Below are 22,851 nucleotides of genomic sequence, written 5' to 3' on the forward strand. Positions count from 1 at the left end.
CCCTCCTTACGTTCCGCCGCTCCAGGCATACTCTCAATCCCATTGTACGTTTATGGTGATAGCTCCCTATGAGTAGTCATCCCACACAATCCATTCGGCTGATCGTTGGCCTGGGTAATCCCGGAGCTGATTACGCGGCGACACGCCATAATGCCGGTTTCTGGTGGGTCGATCGGCTGGCCGAGCGCTATGGTGGCAGTTTCAGATCAGAATCAAAATTCCACGGTCAGGTGTGCCGTATTCAGGTCGACGGTCGCGAGTGCTGGCTATTGAAGCCAGGGACCTTCATGAATCGTAGTGGTCAGTCGGTCTCGAGTCTGGCGAAATACTACAAAATCGGCCTGGACGAGATCCTGGTGGCCCATGATGAGTTGGACCTGTCGCCAGGTGTCGTGCGACTCAAATTCGGTGGTGGCCATGCCGGGCACAACGGGCTGCGGGATATTATCAGTGCCATGGGGGGCAGGGATTTCTGGCGCTTGCGGATCGGCATTGATCACCCCGGTAATGCCCGGGAAGTGGTGAATTATGTTCTGGGTCGCCCGTCCCGTCAGGATGGGGAGGCGATTGAACGGGCGCTGGATGGGGCGGAGCGGGTGCTGCCCGAGCTGCTGCAGGGGCGCTTCCAGTTGGCGATGAATGCAATGCATTCGGGTTGATTGGTGGTTTTCCATATAAAAACCCCCGCCGGTAGTTGCCGGGCGGGGGGTTATTAACGGTGGGCGTACTGCGCTTTACCCATCTACAGTTAAAAGTTCATGGAATACATAACCTGCCAACTGGTCTGGCTATGGGTGGCTGTCAAGTCAACACCTGGGCCAAGGGCGTTGGTGTTGGTCTGTTTGACTTCGGGGGCGTGGGAAAGGGCGAAGGTTACTTCACTGCTGCCGTCACCCAGCAGGTAAGAGAAACCGGCGGTGTAGTGCTCCTTGATAATCGCTGGAAACAGTGGGTTGAGCGTGTTATCAGGAATCGGGTTGTCAGAAATGTTGGCCCCTATGCGTAAGGTCAGGTTTTTGGTTGCAGCATAGGCCGCCCCAAGTGAAAAGACATTTTGATCATCCCAGTTTTGCGGCATGGTGATATAGGTTGTTCCGCCACCAAATCCAGGGGCTGCGGTGAAGCTGAGCTTGAAGTTCTTCATCGCATCTGACCAGCGGATTCGCTTTGCGTCCATCGCCAACATCAGTTTATCGGTAGCCTGAAAGGCGACGCCCAATCCGTAGGTTTCCGGCCACTCGAAATCAATGATTTTGACAGTACCGGGTATGTCGGTCACGCCCCCCATGACATTGTTGGCATCGGTGAAGTGCATGTAGGCGCCGTTGGCCTTTAGGTCACTCAGTCTGGTTTTCGAGTGATAGGTGGCGCCGAATGTGACGGTCTCACTGAGTGCATAAGTGAGGCCCAGTTTACCTGCCACGCCATACCCCATGGCCTCGCCTGTAAAGTCACTTCCGTTGGAAAAGTCGAATTGGAAGATATCATTTGCGGCAAAGGCTGGAAGTGCAGGGGCAAGGGACCCGGTAATAAGTCCGCCAGCGGTCATCTGTTGAAGCTGCCCGCCACCCATGCTCATTATCAGGTCCATGCCGGCCCAGACCAGGTCGACAGTGCCGCCGATGGTTAACTTATCATTTACGTTGTAAGCGACAGGTACCATCGCGCGTCCGACAGCAACCTCTGATCGCTGTTCCGGTCGCCCGGTTGGCGGCGTCATCATCCCAGGCCAGGTGTTGCTATTGTATTCGGTTCCCATCCCGCCTTGTGCAAATACTGCTAGGCCATAGGTGAGAGCGCCATTTTTACGCGCATAACCGAATGCTGGCATGTAGTAGGCGTCGCCGCCAGAACTGGCAGTACCCATGCCTGTTGCGGTTGCATCGACGTCAGGTCCCAGAAAACCGACTGCGAGGTCAAGTCTGGCGCCCTGATTCATCAGGCCGAGAGTGGCCGGGTTATTCATGGAGGCGGCAGTTCCGTTGTCATAGGCAAAAGATGCGCCACCCATCCCCAGGGCTTCAGGGCCATACCCCTCAAGATTCATGCCATTGGTTGCCCAGGCACTGGATGCGAAAATGGTTGATATTGCTGCAGTGAGCAGCTGTTTCTTGAGATGCATTTGTTAAATCCTCCGCTAATATGCCGGCTGGTGGGTTGGGAGCCGACGGCATAATTATTGTTTTGTGGTCCTGCTTTAAGTGTCTGGTTTGGAATAACACTATTTTTATTCGGTAGTACTAATAATGCGGAGGGAGTGAATCTATGTCAACTGGAAAAAATATTAGAATATTAGTAACTTATTGTTATTAATCAATGTTATAGGTTAATTGAATTCTTTATATAGTGGTTTTCCATGGCCCCTCTGATGGCTCCCGTGTGCCTTTGGCTTTCGGGTGTTGGTGTAACACGTCAATATGACCACATTTGAGTGTTCTGTGCCCGTAAGAAGTTGCCGGATGGATTTGTTCGATTTGTTGGATATTTTGTCAGAAAAGATGTTGACAGCATCCCCATGATCAAGCAGAATGCCGGGCTTCGTGGAGGGGTTCCCGAGTGGCCAAAGGGATCAGACTGTAAATCTGACGGCTCCGCCTTCGGAGGTTCGAATCCTCCCCCCTCCACCAAAGAATTTGAAGCGGTTTTGGTAAGCGATTCCGTCGCTTGGCAGCGCGGGTGTAGTTCAATGGTAGAACTTCAGCCTTCCAAGCTGAATACGTGGGTTCGATTCCCATCACCCGCTCCATATCAAGTCCTTCGTTAGGGCTTCTATGATTGTAGTGCAAGGCCCATGTAGCTCAGTTGGTAGAGCACACCCTTGGTAAGGGTGAGGTCAGCAGTTCAAATCTGCTCATGGGCTCCATTAATCCAGTCCCGTGCACATGTTGTGCGCGGGCTTATTTGTCTTAAGTTTTAGAGCGAACCTTTCGGAGATTGAGTCGATGTCCAAGGAAAAATTCGAGCGTACAAAACCCCACGTAAACGTGGGAACCATTGGTCACGTTGACCACGGTAAAACCACGTTGACGGCGGCGATCACGAAAGTGATGGCGGAAGCGCGTGGTGGTGAGTTTAAAGACTACGCTGACATCGATAATGCACCGGAAGAGCGTGAGCGTGGTATCACCATTGCGACGGCGCACGTGGAGTACGAGTCGGATACGCGCCACTATGCGCACGTAGACTGCCCGGGGCACGCTGACTATGTGAAGAACATGATCACCGGTGCGGCGCAGATGGACGGCGCGATCCTGGTGGTGTCTGCCGCAGATGGTCCGATGCCGCAGACCCGCGAGCACATCCTGCTGTCCCGTCAGGTTGGCGTTCCCTACATCCTTGTTTACATGAACAAGGCAGACATGGTGGACGACGAAGAGCTGCTGGAGCTGGTGGAGATGGAGATCCGGGAGCTGCTGGATCAGTACGAGTTCCCGGGTGATGACACCCCGATCATTGTCGGTTCTGCACTGAAAGCGCTGGAGGGTGATACCTCTGAGATCGGTGCGCCATCCATCATCAAGCTGGTTGAAGCGATGGATAGCTACATTCCGACGCCGGAGCGTGACACCGACAAATCCTTCCTGATGCCGATCGAGGACGTGTTCTCGATCTCAGGTCGCGGCACGGTGGTTACCGGACGTGTTGAGCGTGGCATTATCCACGTGGGTGACGAGGTGGAGATTGTGGGTATCAAGGATACCACCAAGACCACCTGTACCGGAGTTGAGATGTTCCGCAAGTTGCTGGATCAGGGTGAAGCGGGAGACAACGTGGGCGTGCTGCTGCGTGGTACCAAGCGTGAAGAGGTTGAGCGCGGCCAGGTGCTGGCGAAGCCGGGCACCATTACCCCGCACACCCACTTTGAGGCAGAGGTTTACGTACTGAGCAAGGACGAGGGTGGGCGTCATACGCCGTTCTTCAATAACTATCGTCCGCAGTTCTACTTCCGTACCACCGACGTGACCGGTGCGTGTGATCTGCCGGAAGGTGTGGAGATGGTAATGCCGGGTGACAACGTGAAGATGCAAGTCAAGTTGATTGCCCCCATTGCAATGGAAGAGGGTCTGCGTTTTGCGATCCGTGAAGGTGGCCGTACTGTCGGCGCCGGCGTCGTGTCTAAGATCATCGAGTGATCGTTGTTAGTTACCTGTAGCTGGGCGTGAGAAGCGGCGGGCCGTAAAGGTCCAGCCGCCTCTTCGTCTGGCAGCTAACAATTTTTTTACAGGCCAGTAGCTCAATTGGTAGAGCAGCGGTCTCCAAAACCGCAGGTTGGGGGTTCGAGTCCCTCCTGGCCTGCCATTATCTAAGGCGCTTCTGCAAAGAAGTGCTGTGGCAGGAATGAACGCAAAGGCTGAAGTCGAAAGCACGGGGATGGATACAGCTAAGCTGTTATTGGCAGTAGTACTGCTGGTGGCTGGCATCGCGCTGTTCTATTTTTTTGAGGAGTACTCCACCCTGGTGCGAGTGCTTGGACTGCTGGCGATATCCGGCGTAGCGGTGTTTATAGGCATGCAGTCTGTCGCAGGTCGGCGTGTCTGGGAATTTGCCAAGGCGTCACGGGGCGAAGTACGCAAGGTTGTCTGGCCAAGTCGGCAGGAGACCATTCAAACCACATTAATTGTGTTTGCCATGGTGTTGCTGATCGGTATCGTGCTCTGGCTGTTCGATATGATTCTGATGTGGATTGTTAAGGCTGTAACCGGATAGGGAGAGTGCTATGGCATTGCGGTGGTATGTGGTTCACGCCTACTCCGGTTTTGAGGCGCAGGTAAAGCGTTCTCTGGAGGAGCGCATTAAGCGTTTCGGTATGGAGTCGCAGTTCGGTCAGATACTTGTGCCCACCGAAGAGGTGGTGGAGATGCGCAGCGGCCAACAGCGCCGGAGCGAACGCAAGTTTTTTCCGGGCTATGTGTTGGTGCAGATGGAGATGACCGATGAGACCTGGCATCTGGTCAAGGACGCGCCGAAAGTGATGGGCTTTATCGGCGGGACTGCTGATCGTCCAGCGCCGATCACTGAGCGCGAAGCCGATGCTATCCTGCAGCGCGTGCAGGAGGGTGTCGAGAAACCGCGACCCAAGGTGTTGTTCGAGCCGGGCGAAGTGGTACGTGTTATCGACGGACCTTTCAATGATTTCAATGGCGTGGTTGAGGATGTGGACTACGAGAAGAGTCGCCTCAAGGTTTCCGTGCTGATTTTTGGGCGTTCCACCCCGGTCGATCTCGAATTCGGCCAAGTGGAAAAGAGCTGAGAAGATCTCCTCCGTCTGTCCTGCCGGCGGATGGGTGCTTCTCATCTGGTTATCCGGGGAGCCGCGAGGCGCTTGCACCCGATTTGGAGTAGACAATGGCTAAGAAAATCCAAGCTTATATTAAGCTTCAGGTGGCTGCCGGTTCAGCCAACCCCAGTCCACCAGTAGGTCCTGCCCTGGGCCAGCATGGTGTCAACATTATGGAGTTCTGCAAGGCGTTCAACGCCAAGACCGAGAGCGTTGAGAAGGGGCTTCCGATCCCCGTCGTGATCACGGTCTATGCGGATCGCAGCTTTACCTTCATCACCAAGACCCCACCCGCCGCAGTACTGCTGCGCAAGGCGGCCGGCGTGCAGAAGGGTTCCGGTACTCCCAACACCGTCAAGGTGGGTAAGGTGACCCGGGAGCAGTTGGAAGAGATCGCCACTGTGAAGAAGCCCGATATCACCGCTGCGGATATGGATGCGGCTGTGCGGACTATTGCTGGTACTGCCCGTTCCATGGGCCTTGATGTAGAGGGGGTCTGAGCATGGCCAAGTTGAGCAAGCGCGCCCGCGCAATCAAGGAAAAAGTCGAGATCGGCAAGCAGTATGAGATCACGGATGCGGTGCAGCTGTTGAAAGAGCTGTCCACCGTCAAGTTTGGCGAGTCCCTGGATGTGTCGGTGAACCTGGGTGTCGATCCCCGTAAATCGGATCAGAATGTTCGTGGTTCCACCGTATTGCCGAACGGTACCGGTAAAGTGGTGCGAGTGGCGGTCTTTGCCCAGGGTGCAAATGCCGATGTTGCCAAGGAAGCAGGTGCAGACGTAGTCGGTTTTGAAGACCTGGCAGCGGATGTGAAAGCGGGCAACATGGATTTTGACGTTGTCATCGCTACTCCCGATGCCATGCGTGTCGTCGGTCAGTTGGGTCAGATTCTCGGTCCGCGTGGCCTGATGCCGAATCCGAAAGTGGGCACAGTAACACCCAATGTGGCGGAAGCGGTCAAGAATGCCAAGGCCGGACAGGTACGCTATCGCACCGATAAGGGCGGTATTGTCCACTGTACTATTGGTAAGGTCAGTTTTGAGCCTGCTGCTGTAAAACAGAACCTTGAAGCGCTGCTGGCCGATCTGAAGAAGATCAAACCCAGTGCTGCCAAAGGCGTCTACATGAAGAAAGTTACCATCTCCTCGACCATGGGGCCGGGTCTTCAGGTGGATCTCTCTTCGCTGGATGTCTGATTGTCACTGGCGGGTAAGGTCAATCCTGCCCGCCATTTAAAGAACTTTGGGGCACCGGCCTGGGCCGGAGCCGTCAAAGACCGCAGGCGCCACCTGGCTTAATACTCGCCTGCGCAGACGGTGCTCCTGATTCGGTTTTCTGATGATGGTGCACGTTGTAGTGAGAGTGCCCGAACCCGCAAGGGCAAGGGTCTGGTAAACAAAATGACGTTGTCATTTTTTAGGAGGTGACGAGTGCCACTCAATCTTGAGCAAAAGAAAGCTGTCGTCGCCGAAGTCGCTGAAGTAGCAAGTACTGCCTACTCTGCGATAGCCGCCGAGTACCGGGGTTTAACCGTGGGCGAGATGACCGAGTTGCGTGCCAAGGCACGTGAAGCGGGTGTCTATGTTCGGGTTATCAAGAACTCCCTGGCCCGTCGCGCTATCGAGAATACGGATTTCGCCTGCATGAAGGATGAGTTGACCGGTCCGCTTGTCATCGCATTCTCCCAGGAAGATCCAGGTGCTGCTGCGCGCGTGATCAAAGACTTTGCCAAAGATCACAGCAAACTGGAAGTGAAAGTGGTCTCAATCGGTGGCAAGCTGCTTGCTGTTTCCGATCTCGAGGCGCTTTCGAAGATGCCTACTTACGAGCAGGCTGTCAGTATGCTTATGGCTGTCATGAAGGCTCCTGTGGAGAAGCTTGCACGTACCATTAACGAGGTACCGGGTAAGTTGGTCCGCACTGTAGCTGCGATCCGTGATGCGAAAGAGGCTGCTTAATAGCTTTAATCCCTTAATCTACACACGTAGTAAGTGTTAACCCATTATCAGGAGTTTTTACAATGGCCGTTTCTAAAGAAGATATCCTGGAGGCAATCGCCGGCATGACCGTTATGGATGTTGTCGAGCTGATTTCCGCCATGGAAGAGAAGTTTGGCGTGTCCGCTGCAGCTGCCGTAGCTGCTGCCCCTGTAGCTGGTGGCGGTGAAGCTGCCGCTGCTGAAGAGCAGACCGAGTTCGATGTGGTTATGACCTCGTTCGGTTCCAACAAGGTTGCCGTCATTAAGGCAGTGCGCGGTATCACCGGGCTTGGCCTGAAAGAGGCGAAGGAAGCCGTTGAAGGCGCCCCCACCACTCTGAAGGAAGGCGTTTCCAAGGATGAGGCTGAGAGCGTGAAGAAAGAACTGGAAGAAGCGGGTGCATCAGTAGAGATCAAATAATTCTTGATTTCATACAGTTGCAAATACTCGTGAGGTCAGGGCTGGTGGCGTTTTCGCCACCGGCCTTTTCCCGCTTGTAGACTTGCTTTCCAAGCAATACGAGATGCTGTTTGGAAAGCAGGTTTATGAAACAGTAAACCACTGCCTCCGCAGGCGATTCCGCCGAACGGAGAAATGTATGGGTGTAAGCATATACCTAATGAGGGCGTTGGGTAGGAACACAGCGACAGGGATGTATTCCGGCAAGGAGTTGGCTGGAACCACAATATTAAGAGTATCTTTTCGAAGATCCACAGGATCTCAAGAAATCGAGGGACGGCAACATGGCCTATTCTTTCACTGAGAAAAAGCGTATTCGTAAGGATTTCGGCAAGCGTCCGAGTATCCTGGAAGTGCCTTTTCTTTTGGCGACACAGATTGACTCTTATCGCAGATTTCTGCAGGAAGGTGTCGCGATAGCGGACCGCGCGGACGTGGGATTGCACGCCGCATTCAAATCGGTTTTCCCTATTGAAAGCTATTCTGGAAATGCGGTGCTCGAGTACGTCAGCTACCGTCTCGGTACGCCAGTCTTCGATGTGCGGGAGTGTCAGCTCCGGGGCGCCACCTATGCTGCGCCGCTGCGGGTTCTGGTCCGGTTGGTTATCTACGATAAAGATGCGCCGGCAAAATCCAAAGTAGTGAAAGATATCCGTGAGCAGGAAGTCTACATGGGCGAGATGCCTCTGATGACTGACAACGGTACCTTCGTTATCAACGGTACCGAGCGGGTCATTGTCTCCCAGCTGCATCGCTCTCCCGGTGTGTTTTTCGACCATGACAAGGGCAAGACCCACAGCTCCGGAAAGCTGCTGTTCTCGGCCCGGGTGATCCCTTACCGCGGCTCCTGGCTGGATTTCGAGTTCGACCCCAAGGACAACGTATTCGTCCGTATTGACCGGCGCCGCAAGCTGCCGGCCACGGTGCTGTTGCGCGCCCTCGGTTACAACACCGAGCAGATGCTCGACATGTTCTTCGAAACCGACAAGATCGCTTTGAGCAAAAAGTCCGGGAAACTGACCCTGGTGCCGGAGCGTCTGCGTGGTGAGACCGCGACCTTCGATATCAAGGTGGGCAAGAAGGTCATCGTGGAAGCTGGACGTCGTGTCACCGCTCGCCACATCCGGGAACTTGAAAAGGCCGAAGTGAAGTCGCTCGATGTGCCGTTTGAGTTTCTGTACGGCAAAACCATTGCGCACGACGTGGTGGATCAGGATACCGGCGAAGTGCTGGTCTCTGCCAACGACGAATTGAATGAAGAGGTGCTGGAGAGCCTGATCGAAAACGGTGTCAAGAAGATCGAAACCCTGTTCACCAACGATCTGGATCAGGGACCCTATCTCTCCACCACCCTGCGCATCGATACCACCGCCAATGCCCTGGAGGCACAGGTGGAGATCTATCGCATGATGCGTCCCGGCGAGCCGCCTACCAAGGAAGCGGCTGAGAAACTGTTTAACAGCCTGTTCTTCACGCCTGATCGTTACGACCTCTCGGCCGTTGGCCGGATGAAGTTCAACAAGCGTCTGGGTCGGGACGAAGTGACCGGCGAAGGTGTCCTCTCCAACGAGGACATCGTGGATGTGCTCAAAGAGCTGATCAATATCCGCAACGGCCACGGCATTGTTGATGATATCGATCACCTGGGTAACCGCCGCATCCGTTCCGTGGGTGAAATGGCGGAAAATCAGTTCCGGGTAGGTCTGGTTCGGGTGGAACGGGCTGTACGGGAACGTCTGACCCTGGCGGAATCCGAGGGCCTGATGCCCCAGGAGATGATCAACGCCAAGCCGGTTTCTGCTGCGATCAAGGAGTTTTTCGGCTCCAGCCAGCTGTCCCAGTTTATGGATCAGAACAATCCACTCTCGGAAGTGACGCACAAACGTCGTGTCTCGGCGCTCGGCCCGGGTGGTCTGGCGCGGGAACGGGCTGGCTTCGAGGTGCGCGATGTGCATCCGACACACTACGGTCGTGTCTGCCCGATTGAGACCCCTGAAGGCCCCAATATTGGTCTGATCAACTCGTTGGCCGTGTATGCCCGTACCAATGATTACGGGTTCCTGGAAACTCCCTACCGGGTGGTGAAGGATGGTCTGGTGACAGACAAGATCGACTACCTGTCGGCCATTGAAGAGGGGCGCTACGTTATTGCCCAGGCCAGTGCGGTGGTGGACGAGAAGGGTTATCTGTCTGATGAACTGATCCCGTGTCGCTACCAGAACGAGACCATGCTCACCAGTCCCGATCAGATTCAGTATATGGATGTGTCGCCGAAGCAGATTGTCTCGGTGGCGGCTTCCATGATTCCGTTCCTGGAGCACGATGACGCCAACCGCGCCCTGATGGGATCGAACATGCAGCGTCAGGCTGTGCCGACCCTGCGGGCCGAAAAACCCCTGGTGGGAACCGGTATGGAGCGGGCCGTAGCGGTCGACTCCGGTGTGACGGTGGTAGCCAAGCGTGGCGGCCTGGTCGAAGAAGTGGACGCGGCCCGTATTGTGGTACGTGTCAACGACGAAGAGACGGTTGCCGGTGAGTCCGGTGTGGATATCTATAACCTCACCAAGTACACCCGGTCCAACCAGAACACTTGCATCAACCAGCGTCCGCTGGTCAAACCGGGGGACAAAATTACCCGCGGCGATGTGATGGCGGATGGTCCCTCCACCGATCTGGGTGAATTGGCGCTGGGTCAGAATATGCGTGTCGCCTTTATGCCCTGGAACGGCTACAACTTCGAGGACTCCATCCTGGTCTCGGAGCGGGTGGTTCAGGAGGATCGTTTCACCACGATTCATATCGAAGAGCTGACCTGCATGGCCCGGGACACCAAGCTGGGTTCTGAAGAGATCACCGGCGATATCCCCAATGTGGGGGAGGCGGCGCTGGCGAAGCTGGATGAGTCCGGTATCGTCTACGTGGGCGCCGAAGTGAAAGAGGGCGATATCCTGGTCGGCAAGGTAACACCAAAGGGTGAGACCCAGCTGACTCCGGAGGAGAAGTTGCTGCGCGCCATCTTTGGCGAGAAGGCGGCGGACGTGAAGGATACCTCACTGCGTGTCTCCTCAGGACGGGTGGGTACGGTTATCGATGTTCAGGTCTTCACCCGTGATGGTGTGGAGAAAGATGCCCGCGCACTGCAGATTGAAAATGCCGAGCTGGAACGGGTCAAGAAGGATCTGGATGATCAGCTGCGCATCATGGAGGAGGACACCTTCCAGCGTGTCGAGAAGATGCTCCTGGGCAAGGTGGCCGATGGTGGTCCGAATCAGCTCAAGTCCGGTGCCAAGATCACCAAGGCTTACCTGGCCGAGCTGGATCAGGACCGTTGGCTGGAGATTCGCCTGCACAATGAAGAGGCGGCTGCCCAGTTGGAGGCCATTGCCGAACAGGTCAAGGCCCAGCGCGAAGAGTTCCGTGAGAAGTTCGAGGAGAAGCGGCGCAAGCTCACCACCAGTGATGATCTGGCCCCCGGTGTGCTGAAAATGGTCAAGGTGTATGTGGCGGTGAAGCGTCGTATTCAGCCGGGTGACAAGATGGCTGGTCGACACGGTAACAAGGGTGTGATCTCCATGATCCAGCCGGTCGAAGATATGCCGTTTGATGAGAATGGTGAGCCGGTGGATATCGTGTTGAACCCCCTCGGCGTACCGTCACGTATGAATGTGGGACAGGTACTGGAGACCCACCTGGGCTGGGCGGCAAAAGGTGTTGGCGAAAAGATCGGCAAGATGCTGGAAGCCAAGGCGAAGATTGCCGAGCTGCGCAAATACCTGGATCAGGTCTATAACACCAGCGGCAAGCCGGAAGATCTGGACAGTTTCAGCGACGATGAGATCATCGAGCTGGCGACCAATCTGAAAAAAGGTGTGCCGATGGCGACGCCGGTGTTCGACGGGGCGTCTGAAGAAGAGATCCGCGCGTTGCTGAAGCTGGCGGATCTACCGGAGAGTGGTCAGACAACGCTGTTTGACGGCAGAACGGGAGAGGCCTTCGATCGCCAGGTGACGGTCGGCTACATGTATGTGCTGAAACTGAATCACCTGGTGGATGACAAGATGCATGCCCGGTCAACCGGACCTTACAGTCTGGTTACCCAGCAGCCGTTGGGTGGTAAGGCACAGTTCGGTGGACAACGCTTTGGTGAGATGGAGGTTTGGGCGTTGGAGGCCTACGGCGCCGCCTATACTCTCCAGGAGATGCTTACCGTCAAATCTGATGATGTCACCGGGCGTACCCGGATGTACAAGAACATTGTCGATGGTAATCACCAGATGGAGGCCGGTATGCCCGAGTCCTTCAACGTGCTGGTCAAAGAGATACGCTCACTGGGCATCAATATTGAGTTGGAGCGGGAATAGGGTCCGGCATCACGCGTCGTAACGTAGCGAATACCGAGACAAACACCGGAACCCGACAGCAGGAGATACGATCTTGAAAGATCTATTAAAAATTCTGAAGCAGCAAGGGCAGACTGAAGATTTTGACGCGATCAAAATTGGTCTGGCTTCACCCGACATGATCCGTTCATGGTCCTATGGCGAAGTTAAAAAGCCTGAGACGATCAACTACCGGACCTTCAAGCCGGAGCGCGAAGGGCTGTTCTGTGCCAAGATCTTTGGCCCGACCAGCGACTATGAATGCCTGTGCGGAAAATACAAGCGCCTGAAACATCGCGGCGTGGTTTGTGAGAAGTGCGGCGTGGAAGTGACTCTGGCCAAGGTGCGCCGTGAACGGATGGGCCACATCGAACTGGCCAGCCCGGTTGCTCACATCTGGTTCCTGAAATCACTGCCATCCCGGATTGGTCTGCTGCTGGATATGACCCTGCGGGATATTGAGCGGGTACTCTATTTCGAGTCCTTTGTGGTGGTTGATCCCGGCATGACCCCGCTGGAGCGTGGTCAGCTGCTTAATGACGACCAGTACCTGGAAGCAATTGAAGAGAACGGCGACGAATTTGATGCCCGTATGGGTGCTGAAGCGGTTTACGAACTGCTCAGCTCCCTGAACCTGCCGAAAGAGATCGAAATTCTGCGGGAGGAGATTCAGGGTACCAACTCGGAAACCAAGCTGAAGAAGCTGAGCAAGCGTCTTAAGCTGGTGGAGTCGCTGCACGAGTCCGGCAACCGCCCCGAGTGGATGGTGATGACCGTACTGCCAGTGCTGCCGCCCGAACTGCGCCCCTTGGTGCCGCTGGACGGTGGCCGCTTCGCCACCTCGGATCTGAATGATCTGTATCGTCGGGTGATCAACCGTAACAATCGTCTCAAAAGACTGCTGGATCTGAATGCGCCGGATATCATCGTGCGTAACGAGAAGCGCATGCTGCAGGAGTCGGTTGATGCCCTGCTGGATAACGGTCGACGCGGTCGCGCCATTACCGGCACCAACAAGCGCCAGCTGAAATCACTGGCGGATATGATCAAGGGTAAGCAGGGTCGCTTCCGGCAGAATCTGCTGGGTAAGCGCGTGGACTATTCCGGTCGTTCAGTGATCGTGGTCGGTCCGACCCTGAAGCTGCACCAGTGCGGCCTGCCTAAGAAGATGGCGCTGGAACTGTTCAAGCCGTTTATCTTCTCCAAGTTGCAGTTGCGCGGCCTGGCCACCACCATCAAAGCGGCCAAAAAGCTGGTCGAACGTGGTACCAGTGAGGTGTGGGATATACTGGAAGAGGTGATCCGGGAACATCCGGTCATGCTGAACCGTGCACCCACACTGCATCGTCTGGGTATCCAGGCGTTTGAGCCGGTGCTGGTCGAAGGCAAGGCTATTCAGCTGCATCCGTTGGTCTGTACCGCCTTTAACGCCGACTTCGATGGTGACCAGATGGCGGTCCATGTACCGCTCTCCATCGAGGCGCAGCTGGAAGCGCGCAGCCTGATGATGTCGACCAACAACATCCTTTCCCCGGCCAATGGCGAGCCTATCATTGTACCTTCACAGGACGTGGTGCTGGGTCTCTACTTCATGACCCGGGAACGCATTAATGCCAAGGGTGAGGGGATGGTGTTTGCCGACCTCGCTGAAGTGCACCGTGCCTATGAGGCGCGCATGGTCGACCTGCAGGCCAAGGTCAAAGTGCGTCTGACTGAAAAGGTGAAGGATGAAGATGGTGAGGAACAGACGGTGCGACGTCTGGTCGACACCACTGTCGGTCGAGCCCTGCTGTCCGAGATTCTGCCCAAGGGTCTGCCGTTTGAATTGGTCAACATGGCTATGGGTAAACGCCAGATCTCCAGTCTGGTGGATGCCTGCTATCGGCGTGTCGGTCTCAAGGAGACCGTTATCTTTGCCGACCAGGTGATGTACATGGGCTTCCGTTTCGCCACCCGTGCCGGTGTCTCCATCGGAATGAACGACATGATCATCCCCGAGGAGAAAGGGCCGATCCTGGCGGCGGCGGAAAAAGAGGTCAAGGAGATCCAGAACCAGTACGCCTCCGGTCTGGTGACCAATGGCGAGCGCTACAACAAAGTGGTGGATATCTGGTCCCATACCAATGACCAGGTAGCCAAGGCCATGATGGCCCACCTGGGCCAGGAGACTGTGATTGACCGTGAAGGCAACGAGGTCAAGCAGGACTCCTTCAACTCGATCTACATGATGGCTGACTCCGGTGCTCGAGGTTCGGCGGCACAGATTCGTCAGCTGGCCGGTATGCGTGGCCTGATGGCCAAGCCGGATGGTTCCATTATCGAGACGCCCATTACAGCAAACTTCCGTGAGGGTCTGGACGTACTGCAGTACTTCATCTCGACCCACGGCGCCCGTAAGGGTCTGGCGGATACCGCGCTGAAGACCGCCAACTCCGGATACCTGACCCGTCGCCTGGTCGATGTGGCGCAGGACATGGTGGTGCTGGAAGACGACTGTGGTACCGAGGAAGGGTTGGACATGCATCCCATCATTGAAGGTGGTGATGTGGTCGAGCCGTTGCGCGAGCGGATCCTGGGTCGAGTGCTGGCCGAGGCGGTCTACAAGCCTGGCAGTGATGAGATGGTGTTTGACCGCGGCACCCTGCTGACCGAAACGTCAGTCGAGAAGCTGGAAAAACTGGGTGTGGATCATGTGCGCGTGCGCTCTGCCATTACCTGTGAATCCAAGGTGGGCGTCTGCTCCATGTGTTATGGCCGTGATCTGGCACGTGGTCACAAAGTCAATATCGGTGAATCGGTCGGTGTGATTGCCGCCCAGTCGATTGGTGAGCCGGGAACCCAGTTGACCATGCGTACCTTCCATATCGGTGGTGCGGCATCCAGGGCAGCAGCGGTGAACAGTATCGAGGTCAAGACCGCCGGTATTGTACGTCTGCACAATATCAAAACCGTGGAACATCATTCAGGCAACCTGGTGGCGGTATCCCGCTCCGGTGAACTGACGGTGGTTGATGAGGTGGGCCGCGAGCGCGAGCGCTATAAGGTGCCCTACGGTGCGAATATTCGCGCCGCCGACGGTGAAGAGGTTACCGGCGGCCAGTTGGTGGCGGACTGGGATCCCCATACCCATCCGGTGATTACCGAGGTGGCCGGTACGGTACAGTTCGTCGAATTTGCTGACGGTATCAGTGTGCAGCAGCAGGTGGATGATGTCACCGGCCTCTCCTCGCTGGCGATTATCGATCCGAAGCAGCGGCCAACCGCGGGCAAGGATATGCGCCCCATGGTCAAGCTGGTGGATGATGAGGGCAACGACCTGAACATCGCCGGAACCGATATCCCGGCCCATTACTACCTGCCGGCTGGCGCGGTGGTCATCGTGACCGATGGTGGACGGGTTCAGATCGGTGACACCCTGGCGCGTATCCCGCAGGAGTCTTCCAAGACCCGTGATATCACCGGTGGTCTGCCCCGGGTGGCCGATCTGTTCGAGGCGCGCAAGCCGAAGGATCAGGCGATACTGGCGGAAGCGACCGGTACGGTCGGCTTCGGCAAGGATACCAAGGGCAAGCAACGACTGGTCATCACGGATGCGGATGGTGAGCAGCATGAAGACCTGATTCCAAAGTGGCGTCATGTCAACGTCTTCGAGGGCGAGCACGTGGCCAAGGGCGAAGTGGTGTCCGATGGTGAGTACAATCCCCATGACATTCTGCGTCTGAAGGGTGTAACCGCCCTGGCCGACTACCTGGTGAAGGAGATCCAGGATGTCTATCGCCTGCAGGGTGTGAAGATCAATGACAAGCACATCGAGGTGATTATTCGCCAGATGCTGCGCAAGGTGGAGATCACCGCACCTGGCGACACCCGATTCCTGCGCGGTGAGCAGGCTGAAAAAGCCCGGGTGCTGGAAGAGAACCAGCGCGTCGAAGCGGAAGGCAAGCAGCCGGCGCTGTGGGAGCCGATCCTGTTGGGTATCACCAAGGCATCGCTGGCTACCGAGTCGTTTATTTCTGCCGCCTCGTTCCAGGAGACTACACGGGTGCTGACGGAAGCGGCAGTGCGCGGTTCCAGCGACTCCCTGGTCGGATTGAAGGAGAACGTGATCGTTGGTCGACTGATACCGGCAGGTACCGGACTCTCCTATCACAACGAGCGGCATAAACGCCGGGACGAGGAACTGAATGCCGAATCTGCTGACGCCAAAGTCGAAATGGATGCGGATGAGGTTGCAGAAGCTATCAAGCAGGCCCTGAACACTGCCGATAGCGAGTAGTTGTCATGGAAGGGGGCGCGTAAAGCGCCCCCGATACATTTGTTGATTTAGGGGACGGCGACCGAACGGATAACAGGTGGCCGGGCTGGTATTGACACCTCTAAATTAGGCGCGTAGAATGCGCGCTCTTCACTCGAGCTGAAGTGCTGCTTTTGCTTGGGGTTCAGGATTATTCCTCGGCCAGTTTGGGTCGTGGGGACTAGGTTTTAAGCTTGTGGTCGATATGTACCGGCGGTTTACCAGTCGGGTGTCGATTGCGCGCTTTTCTGGTGCGATAGAGGGCGCATGGTGCGCATCTCTGGAGACGGGATTTAATGGCTACAATCAATCAGTTGGTGCGCAAGCCACGCGCGCGCAAAGTAGAAAAAAGTAACGTGCCTGCGTTGGAGGCGTGTCCGCAAAAGCGTGGCGTCTGTACGCGCGTCTATACGACTACGCCGAAAAAGCCGAACTCCGCATTGCGTAAGGTTGCCCGTGTGCGCCTGACCAACGGGTATGAGGTGAGCACCTATATCGGTGGTGAGGGGCATAACTTGCAGGAGCACTCGGTGGTTTTGATCCGTGGTGGTCGTGTGAAGGATTTGCCTGGTGTTCGCTACCATGTGGTGCGCGGCAGTCTGGATACCTCCGGCGTTGATAAGCGTCGTCAGGGTCGTTCGAAATACGGTGCCAAGCGGCCTAAGAGCTGATTGGGTTCACTAACAGGACTGAGTTAATAAGTCATGCCAAGAAGACGAGTTGCAGCAAAACGCGAAATCCTGCCTGATCCGAAATTCGGAAGCCAGTTGCTCGCGAAATTCATCAACATGATCATGGTTGATGGTAAGAAGTCGGTTGCCGAGAAGATCATTTATGATGCGCTGGATCGTGTCAGCGAGCGCGCAAGTGGCGAGCCGATGGATGTGCTTGAGAAGGCGCTGGAGAATGTGCGCCCGATGGTGGAGGTTAAGTCCCGCCGTGTGGGTGGTGCAACTTACCAGGTGCCGGTTGAGGTTCGCGCTAATCGTCGTAATACGCTGGCCATGCGCTGGTTGATCGAAGCCTCCCGCAAGCGTAGTGAGAAGTCGATGGCCCACCGGCTGGCGGGAGAGCTTTCGGATGCTGCGGAACAGCGTGGTTCGGCTGTGAAGAAGCGTGAAGATACTCATCGTATGGCTGAAGCGAACAAGGCATTCTCGCACTATCGTTGGTAAGTTATTGAGTTACGCCTAACTAGGCTGTTCTCTCTTTTTTTGCTCTTTTACATTGTTGATCGGATTGAGTCGTGGCGCGAAGCACACCTATTGATAGGTATCGGAATGTTGGGATTATGGCGCATATTGATGCGGGTAAGACCACCACAACCGAGCGCATTTTGTACTACACCGGGGTCTCTCACAAGATCGGTGAAGTGCATGATGGTGCGGCGACTATGGATTGGATGGAGCAGGAGCAGGAGCGCGGTATTACCATTACCTCCGCGGCAACCACCTGCTTCTGGAAAGGAATGGATCAGCAATTTCCGGAGCATCGTATCAATATTATCGATACCCCGGGGCACGTCGACTTCACCATTGAGGTGGAGCGTTCATTGCGAGTGCTGGACGGTGCCTGTGCGGTATTTTGCGCGGTAGGTGGTGTCGAGCCGCAGTCGGAGACGGTGTGGCGGCAAGCCGATAAATACGGTGTCCCGCGCATCGCCTTTGTCAACAAGATGGATCGCATGGGGGCGGACTTCCTGCGCGTTGTAGAGCAGGTGCGCACACGGTTGGGTGCTCAGCCCGTGCCGCTTCAGATTGCTATCGGCGCTGAGGAGGATTTCCAGGGTGTAGTGGATCTGATCCGCATGAAGGCGATCTACTGGGATGAAGCCAGCCGGGGCATGGCCTACGAGGAAAAAGAGGTTCCTGCAGAGCTTACTGCCCTGGCGGAAGAGTGGCGGGAGAAGCTGATTGAAGCGGCCGCCGAAGCAAGTGATGAATTAATGGAGACGTATCTCGATAGCGGTACGCTCTCCGAACCACAGATAAAGTCCGGTTTGCGAGCCAGAACCCTGGCTAGCGAGATAACGCCGATGATGTGTGGCTCCGCCTTTAAAAATAAAGGTGTGCAGGCCCTGCTGGATGCGATTATCGAATACATGCCGGCCCCGGTCGATGTGCCGGCGATAACGGGCGTGCTGGATGACGAGGAGACCGTCGCCGAGCGGCCGTCCGATGATGACGCGCCCTTTGCGGCGTTGGCATTTAAAATAGCAACTGATCCGTTTGTTGGTAATCTGACGTTCTTCCGCGTCTACTCCGGTGTGCTTAACTCCGGAGACAGCGTCTATAACCCGGTTAAGGGTAAGAAGGATCGGGTTGGGCGGATTTTGCAGATGCACTCCAACTCGCGCGAAGAGATCAAGGAAGTGCGCGCGGGTGACATTGCAGCGGCTGTTGGCCTTAAGGACGTGACTACCGGCGATACATTGTGCGCCCTGGATGCCCACATCACGCTGGAGCGGATGGAGTTTCCCGAGCCGGTTATAGCGGTAGCGGTCGAGCCGAAGACCAAGGCGGATCAGGAGCGGATGTCCGTGGCGCTGGGTAAATTGGCGCACGAGGATCCTTCATTTCGTGTCACCACCGACACGGAGTCCGGTCAGACCATTATTGCCGGCATGGGTGAGTTGCATCTGGAGATCATCGTTGACCGGATGCAGCGCGAGTTCAATGTGGAAGCGAACGTCGGCGCACCCCAGGTGGCCTATCGGGAAACCATTCGTTCGACGGTCGAGCAGGAAGGCAAGTTCGTCCGGCAGTCCGGCGGTCGCGGCCAGTACGGTCATGTATTCCTGCGGATCGAGCCGCAGGAACCGGGTGCCGGTTACGAGTTTGTCAATGCGATTGTGGGTGGTGTTGTGCCACGGGAGTACATCCCCGCGGTCGACAAGGGTGTCCAGGAACAGATGCAAAATGGCGTTATTGCTGGATACCCGGTAGTGGATGTGAAAGTGACCCTTTACGACGGGTCATACCACGATGTGGATTCCAGCGAGATGGCCTTCAAAATTGCTGGATCCATGTGCTTCAGAGAAGGGGCGGAGAAAGCCCGTCCTGTTCTTCTGGAGCCCATTATGAAGATTGAGATCATCACGCCCGAGGAGTACATGGGGGACGTGATGGGTGACCTGAATCGGCGACGTGGTGTCGTTCAGGGCATGGATGACTGTCCGGCGGGTCGGCAAGTCAAGGCGGAGGTTCCGCTATCCGAGATGTTTGGATATGCGACGGATCTCCGTTCAGCTACGCAAGGTCGTGCAACGTACAGCATGGAATTTGCTAAATACAGTGAAGTCCCGGCGAATATCGCTGAGGCCGTGAAGAAACAGTAATCTGGAAGGGGTAGAACCGTGTCCAAGGAAAAATTCGAGCGTACAAAACCCCACGTAAACGTGGGAACCATTGGTCACGTTGACCACGGTAAAACCACGTTGACGGCGGCGATCACGAAAGTGATGGCGGAAGCGCGTGGTGGTGAGTTTAAAGACTACGCTGACATCGATAATGCACCGGAAGAGCGTGAGCGTGGTATCACCATTGCGACGGCGCACGTGGAGTACGAGTCGGATACGCGCCACTATGCGCACGTAGACTGCCCGGGGCACGCTGACTATGTGAAGAACATGATCACCGGTGCGGCGCAGATGGACGGCGCGATCCTGGTGGTGTCTGCCGCAGATGGTCCGATGCCGCAGACCCGCGAGCACATCCTGCTGTCCCGTCAGGTTGGCGTTCCCTACATCCTTGTTTACATGAACAAGGCAGACATGGTGGACGACGAAGAGCTGCTGGAGCTGGTGGAGATGGAGATCCGGGAGCTGCTGGATCAGTACGAGTTCCCGGGTGATGACACCCCGATCATTGTCGGTTCTGCACTGAAAGCGCTGGAGGGTGATACCTCTGAGATCGGTGCGCCATCCATCATCAAGCTGGTTGAAGCGATGGATAGCTACATTCCGACGCCGGAGCGTGACACCGACAAATCCTTCCTGATGCCGATCGAGGACGTGTTCTCGATCTCAGGTCGCGGCACGGTGGTTACCGGACGTGTTGAGCGTGGCATTATCCACGTGGGTGACGAGGTGGAGATTGTGGGTATCAAGGATACCACCAAGACCACCTGTACCGGAGTTGAGATGTTCCGCAAGTTGCTGGATCAGGGTGAAGCGGGAGACAACGTGGGCGTGCTGCTGCGTGGTACCAAGCGTGAAGAGGTTGAGCGCGGCCAGGTGCTGGCGAAGCCGGGCACCATTACCCCGCACACCCACTTTGAGGCAGAGGTTTACGTACTGAGCAAGGACGAGGGTGGGCGTCATACGCCGTTCTTCAATAACTATCGTCCGCAGTTCTACTTCCGTACCACCGACGTGACCGGTGCGTGTGATCTGCCGGAAGGTGTGGAGATGGTAATGCCGGGTGACAACGTGAAGATGCAAGTCAAGTTGATTGCCCCCATTGCAATGGAAGAGGGTCTGCGTTTTGCGATCCGTGAAGGTGGCCGTACTGTCGGCGCCGGCGTCGTTGCCAAGATCATAGAGTAATTAATATGGCCAACCAGAGAATTCGTATTCGACTGAAGGCGTTCGATCATCGTCTGATCGACCAGTCCGCACGAGAGATTGTCGATACCGCCAAGCGCACCGGGGCGCAGGTCCACGGACCGATCCCGCTGCCGACCAAAAAGGAGCGGTTCACGGTACTTATCTCACCACACGTCAATAAAGACGCCCGTGATCAGTATGAGATTCGTACCCACAAACGGCTGATGGATATCGTTGATCCGACCGATAAGACGGTGGACGCGCTGATGAAGTTGGATCTGGCGGCAGGTGTTGACGTTCAGATCAAGCTGAACTGAGGTAATGACGATGTTAGGAATAGTAGGACGAAAAGTCGGCATGACTCGGGTGTTTACCGAGGAAGGCGTTTCAGTACCTGTGACGGTTATTGAAGTCGAGCCTAATCGTGTTACCCAGTTGCGCACCGTCGAAAATGACGGTTACAGCGCCGTGCAGGTAACCACGGGCAGCCGTAAGGCTTCAAGCGTCACCAAACCGGAGGCCGGACACCTGGCTAAGGCCGGTGTGGAAGCGGGCCGTGGTATGTGGGAGTTCCGCCTTGCCGAGGGCGAGCAGGAAGGTATTGAGCTGGGCGGCGAGATCAAAGTCGACATGTTTGAAGCCGGCCAGATCGTGGACGTACGGGGCACCACCGTGGGTAAGGGTTTCCAGGGCGGTGTTAAGCGGCATGGTTTCAGGATGCAGGATGCTACCCATGGTAACTCGCTGTCCCATCGGGCACCGGGTTCGATCGGCCAGTGTCAAACGCCGGGGCGTGTATTCAAGGGTAAGAAGATGGCTGGCCACATGGGCAACGCAAAGCGTTCCATCCAGAACCTCCAGGTAGTGAGAGTGGATGCGGACCGCAATCTGTTGCTGGTTCGCGGGGCTGTGCCTGGTTCGCGTGGTGGTGATGTGATCATCACACCGGCGATCAAGAAGCTGAACAAGGGGTAATAAAAAATGGACCTCAATGTACAGGCTGGAAACGGCGGCACCGAAACCATCCAGGTTTCCGACGCGGTTTTTGCAGCTGATTATAACGAAGCACTGATTCATCAGGTAGTTACCGCCTACATGGCAGCCGCGCGCAGTGGCACCAAAGCAGGCAAGAGCCGCTCTGATGTCAGCGGTGGCGGTATCAAACCGTTCCGTCAGAAAGGTACTGGTCGGGCCCGTGCGGGTACCAGCAGGAGTCCGCTCTGGCGTGCCGGCGGCATGACTTTCGCTTCACGGCCGCGGGACTATTCGCAGAAAGTTAACCGCAAGATGTATCGCGGCGCTATCCGTTCAATCCTGTCCGAGCTGTTGCGCACCGAGCGGCTGGTGGTGGTTTCTGACTTCGCAGTAGAAGCGCCTAAAACCAAAGAGCTGGTGGCAAAGCTGGACGCACTGGGTCTGAAAGAGGCGTTGATCGTTACCACCCAGGCCGATGAGAATCTCTACCTGGCGGCGCGCAATCTGTATGGTGTGGACGTCTGTGAGGTGCGTGAAGTTGATCCGGTCAGCCTGATCGGCTTTGACAAGGTTGTGATTACCTCTGAGTCACTCAAGCAACTGGAGGCAAACCTGTCATGAATAAAGAGCGTCTGATGCAGGTGCTGCTGGGACCGGTTATTTCCGAGAAGAGCACAATCGCGGCCGATGTGAATCGCCAGTTTGTATTCAAGGTGGTTCCCGATGCCAAGAAGCCTGAGATAAAAAAGGCTGTAGAACTGATGTTTGATGTCACGGTTGATAACGTTCGTGTTGTCAATATCAAGGGCAAGAGCAAACGGTTCGGTCAGATTAAAGGTCGTCGTAACGGCGTTCGTAAAGCCTATGTCAGGCTTGCTGAAGGCAGTGACATCGACTTCGGTGCGGGTGCCTGAACAGGCCCTTGATCGCAACGAATTAG

The 22,851-nt window shown here is 55.9% G+C and carries 19 protein-coding genes and 4 tRNA genes; 22 read left to right on the top strand and 1 reads right to left on the bottom strand.

All coding sequences use genetic code 11. From position 1 onward, the window contains the following. The first annotated feature begins 68 nt into the window (after positions 1-68). On the top strand, positions 69-659 hold the full coding sequence (gene pth, locus AAY24_RS14390; RefSeq protein ID WP_046860281.1) for an aminoacyl-tRNA hydrolase: 591 nt from the start codon (positions 69-71) through the stop codon (positions 657-659). Between the two features lie 89 nt (positions 660-748). Here pth and AAY24_RS14395 read toward each other — a convergent pair whose 3' ends face one another. Beyond that, positions 749-2,122, bottom strand: a complete 1,374-nt coding sequence (locus AAY24_RS14395) for an OmpP1/FadL family transporter (protein WP_046860282.1) — start codon at positions 2,120-2,122, stop codon at positions 749-751. A 420-nt stretch (positions 2,123-2,542) separates the two neighbouring features. Between AAY24_RS14395 and AAY24_RS14400 the strand changes: the two genes are divergently transcribed. The 21 genes from AAY24_RS14400 to rplW all read left to right on the top strand — a co-directional run bounded on the left by AAY24_RS14400 (position 2,543) and on the right by rplW (position 22,825). Next, positions 2,543-2,627, top strand: a tRNA-Tyr gene (locus tag AAY24_RS14400). Between the two features lie 45 nt (positions 2,628-2,672). Then, a tRNA-Gly gene (locus tag AAY24_RS14405) sits at positions 2,673-2,746 on the top strand. A 41-nt stretch (positions 2,747-2,787) separates the two neighbouring features. After that, a tRNA-Thr gene (locus tag AAY24_RS14410) sits at positions 2,788-2,863 on the top strand. A 79-nt stretch (positions 2,864-2,942) separates the two neighbouring features. Further along, positions 2,943-4,133 carry an elongation factor Tu gene (tuf, locus tag AAY24_RS14415; RefSeq protein WP_046860283.1) on the top strand — a complete coding sequence of 397 codons (1,191 nt, stop codon included), beginning with the start codon at positions 2,943-2,945 and terminating at the stop codon, positions 4,131-4,133. A 90-nt stretch (positions 4,134-4,223) separates the two neighbouring features. Beyond that, positions 4,224-4,299 (top strand) — tRNA-Trp (locus AAY24_RS14420). A gap of 72 nt (positions 4,300-4,371) precedes the next feature. Continuing rightward, positions 4,372-4,707 (top strand): preprotein translocase subunit SecE, encoded by a 336-nt coding sequence (gene secE / locus AAY24_RS14425; RefSeq protein ID WP_335337177.1) that lies wholly within the window; start codon positions 4,372-4,374, stop codon positions 4,705-4,707. Between the two features lie 10 nt (positions 4,708-4,717). Further along, complete coding sequence (gene nusG, locus AAY24_RS14430; RefSeq protein WP_046860285.1) at positions 4,718-5,251, top strand: transcription termination/antitermination protein NusG; 534 nt, start codon at positions 4,718-4,720, stop codon at positions 5,249-5,251. A gap of 95 nt (positions 5,252-5,346) precedes the next feature. Beyond that, positions 5,347-5,778, top strand: a complete 432-nt coding sequence (gene rplK, locus AAY24_RS14435) for a 50S ribosomal protein L11 (RefSeq protein ID WP_046860286.1) — start codon at positions 5,347-5,349, stop codon at positions 5,776-5,778. Positions 5,779-5,780: 2 nt separating this feature from the next. After that, positions 5,781-6,476: a 50S ribosomal protein L1 gene (gene rplA / locus AAY24_RS14440; RefSeq protein WP_046860287.1), complete on the top strand. Its 696-nt coding sequence runs from the start codon at positions 5,781-5,783 to the stop codon at positions 6,474-6,476. 234 nt (positions 6,477-6,710) lie between these two features. Then, positions 6,711-7,238, top strand: coding sequence for a 50S ribosomal protein L10 (rplJ, locus tag AAY24_RS14445; protein ID WP_046860288.1), 528 nt, complete (start codon positions 6,711-6,713; stop codon positions 7,236-7,238). A gap of 62 nt (positions 7,239-7,300) precedes the next feature. After that, positions 7,301-7,678 (top strand): 50S ribosomal protein L7/L12, encoded by a 378-nt coding sequence (gene rplL / locus AAY24_RS14450; RefSeq protein ID WP_046860289.1) that lies wholly within the window; start codon positions 7,301-7,303, stop codon positions 7,676-7,678. Between the two features lie 323 nt (positions 7,679-8,001). Further along, entirely contained in the window at positions 8,002-12,078 is a 4,077-nt protein-coding gene (rpoB, locus tag AAY24_RS14455) for a DNA-directed RNA polymerase subunit beta (RefSeq protein WP_046860290.1), read from the top strand. A gap of 73 nt (positions 12,079-12,151) precedes the next feature. Next, a complete protein-coding gene (gene rpoC, locus AAY24_RS14460; RefSeq protein WP_046860291.1) occupies positions 12,152-16,372 on the top strand; it encodes a DNA-directed RNA polymerase subunit beta' in 4,221 nt (1,406 codons plus the stop codon). 314 nt (positions 16,373-16,686) lie between these two features. Then, positions 16,687-17,061, top strand: coding sequence for a 30S ribosomal protein S12 (rpsL, locus tag AAY24_RS14465; protein WP_046860292.1), 375 nt, complete (start codon positions 16,687-16,689; stop codon positions 17,059-17,061). A gap of 33 nt (positions 17,062-17,094) precedes the next feature. After that, positions 17,095-17,565: a 30S ribosomal protein S7 gene (gene rpsG / locus AAY24_RS14470; RefSeq protein ID WP_046860293.1), complete on the top strand. Its 471-nt coding sequence runs from the start codon at positions 17,095-17,097 to the stop codon at positions 17,563-17,565. A gap of 71 nt (positions 17,566-17,636) precedes the next feature. Further along, positions 17,637-19,727 carry an elongation factor G gene (gene fusA, locus AAY24_RS14475; RefSeq protein ID WP_046860294.1) on the top strand — a complete coding sequence of 697 codons (2,091 nt, stop codon included), beginning with the start codon at positions 17,637-17,639 and terminating at the stop codon, positions 19,725-19,727. Positions 19,728-19,745: 18 nt separating this feature from the next. Then, positions 19,746-20,936, top strand: coding sequence for an elongation factor Tu (gene tuf, locus AAY24_RS14480; protein ID WP_046860295.1), 1,191 nt, complete (start codon positions 19,746-19,748; stop codon positions 20,934-20,936). A gap of 5 nt (positions 20,937-20,941) precedes the next feature. Continuing rightward, complete coding sequence (gene rpsJ, locus AAY24_RS14485) at positions 20,942-21,253, top strand: 30S ribosomal protein S10 (protein WP_029134315.1); 312 nt, start codon at positions 20,942-20,944, stop codon at positions 21,251-21,253. 10 nt (positions 21,254-21,263) lie between these two features. Beyond that, entirely contained in the window at positions 21,264-21,911 is a 648-nt protein-coding gene (gene rplC / locus AAY24_RS14490) for a 50S ribosomal protein L3 (RefSeq protein WP_046861341.1), read from the top strand. 6 nt (positions 21,912-21,917) lie between these two features. Continuing rightward, a complete protein-coding gene (gene rplD, locus AAY24_RS14495) occupies positions 21,918-22,532 on the top strand; it encodes a 50S ribosomal protein L4 (RefSeq protein WP_046860296.1) in 615 nt (204 codons plus the stop codon). Further along, complete coding sequence (gene rplW / locus AAY24_RS14500; protein ID WP_046860297.1) at positions 22,529-22,825, top strand: 50S ribosomal protein L23; 297 nt, start codon at positions 22,529-22,531, stop codon at positions 22,823-22,825. Before rplD ends, rplW begins: the two co-directional genes overlap by 4 nt. Positions 22,826-22,851: the final 26 nt, after the last annotated feature.

Source organism: Sedimenticola thiotaurini (assembly GCF_001007875.1).
Taxonomy (GTDB): Bacteria; Pseudomonadota; Gammaproteobacteria; order Chromatiales; family Chromatiaceae; genus Sedimenticola; species Sedimenticola thiotaurini.

Coding starts and splice junctions, on each gene's coding strand:
- pth (WP_046860281.1), top strand. CDS start 69: ATGAGTAGTCATCCCACACAATCCATTCGGCTGATCGTTGGCCTGGGT.
- AAY24_RS14395 (WP_046860282.1), bottom strand. CDS start 2,122: ATGCATCTCAAGAAACAGCTGCTCACTGCAGCAATATCAACCATTTTC.
- tuf (WP_046860283.1), top strand. CDS start 2,943: ATGTCCAAGGAAAAATTCGAGCGTACAAAACCCCACGTAAACGTGGGA.
- secE (WP_335337177.1), top strand. CDS start 4,372: ATGGATACAGCTAAGCTGTTATTGGCAGTAGTACTGCTGGTGGCTGGC.
- nusG (WP_046860285.1), top strand. CDS start 4,718: ATGGCATTGCGGTGGTATGTGGTTCACGCCTACTCCGGTTTTGAGGCG.
- rplK (WP_046860286.1), top strand. CDS start 5,347: ATGGCTAAGAAAATCCAAGCTTATATTAAGCTTCAGGTGGCTGCCGGT.
- rplA (WP_046860287.1), top strand. CDS start 5,781: ATGGCCAAGTTGAGCAAGCGCGCCCGCGCAATCAAGGAAAAAGTCGAG.
- rplL (WP_046860289.1), top strand. CDS start 7,301: ATGGCCGTTTCTAAAGAAGATATCCTGGAGGCAATCGCCGGCATGACC.
- rpoB (WP_046860290.1), top strand. CDS start 8,002: ATGGCCTATTCTTTCACTGAGAAAAAGCGTATTCGTAAGGATTTCGGC.
- rpsL (WP_046860292.1), top strand. CDS start 16,687: ATGGCTACAATCAATCAGTTGGTGCGCAAGCCACGCGCGCGCAAAGTA.
- rpsG (WP_046860293.1), top strand. CDS start 17,095: ATGCCAAGAAGACGAGTTGCAGCAAAACGCGAAATCCTGCCTGATCCG.
- rpsJ (WP_029134315.1), top strand. CDS start 20,942: ATGGCCAACCAGAGAATTCGTATTCGACTGAAGGCGTTCGATCATCGT.
- rplC (WP_046861341.1), top strand. CDS start 21,264: ATGTTAGGAATAGTAGGACGAAAAGTCGGCATGACTCGGGTGTTTACC.
- rplD (WP_046860296.1), top strand. CDS start 21,918: ATGGACCTCAATGTACAGGCTGGAAACGGCGGCACCGAAACCATCCAG.
- rplW (WP_046860297.1), top strand. CDS start 22,529: ATGAATAAAGAGCGTCTGATGCAGGTGCTGCTGGGACCGGTTATTTCC.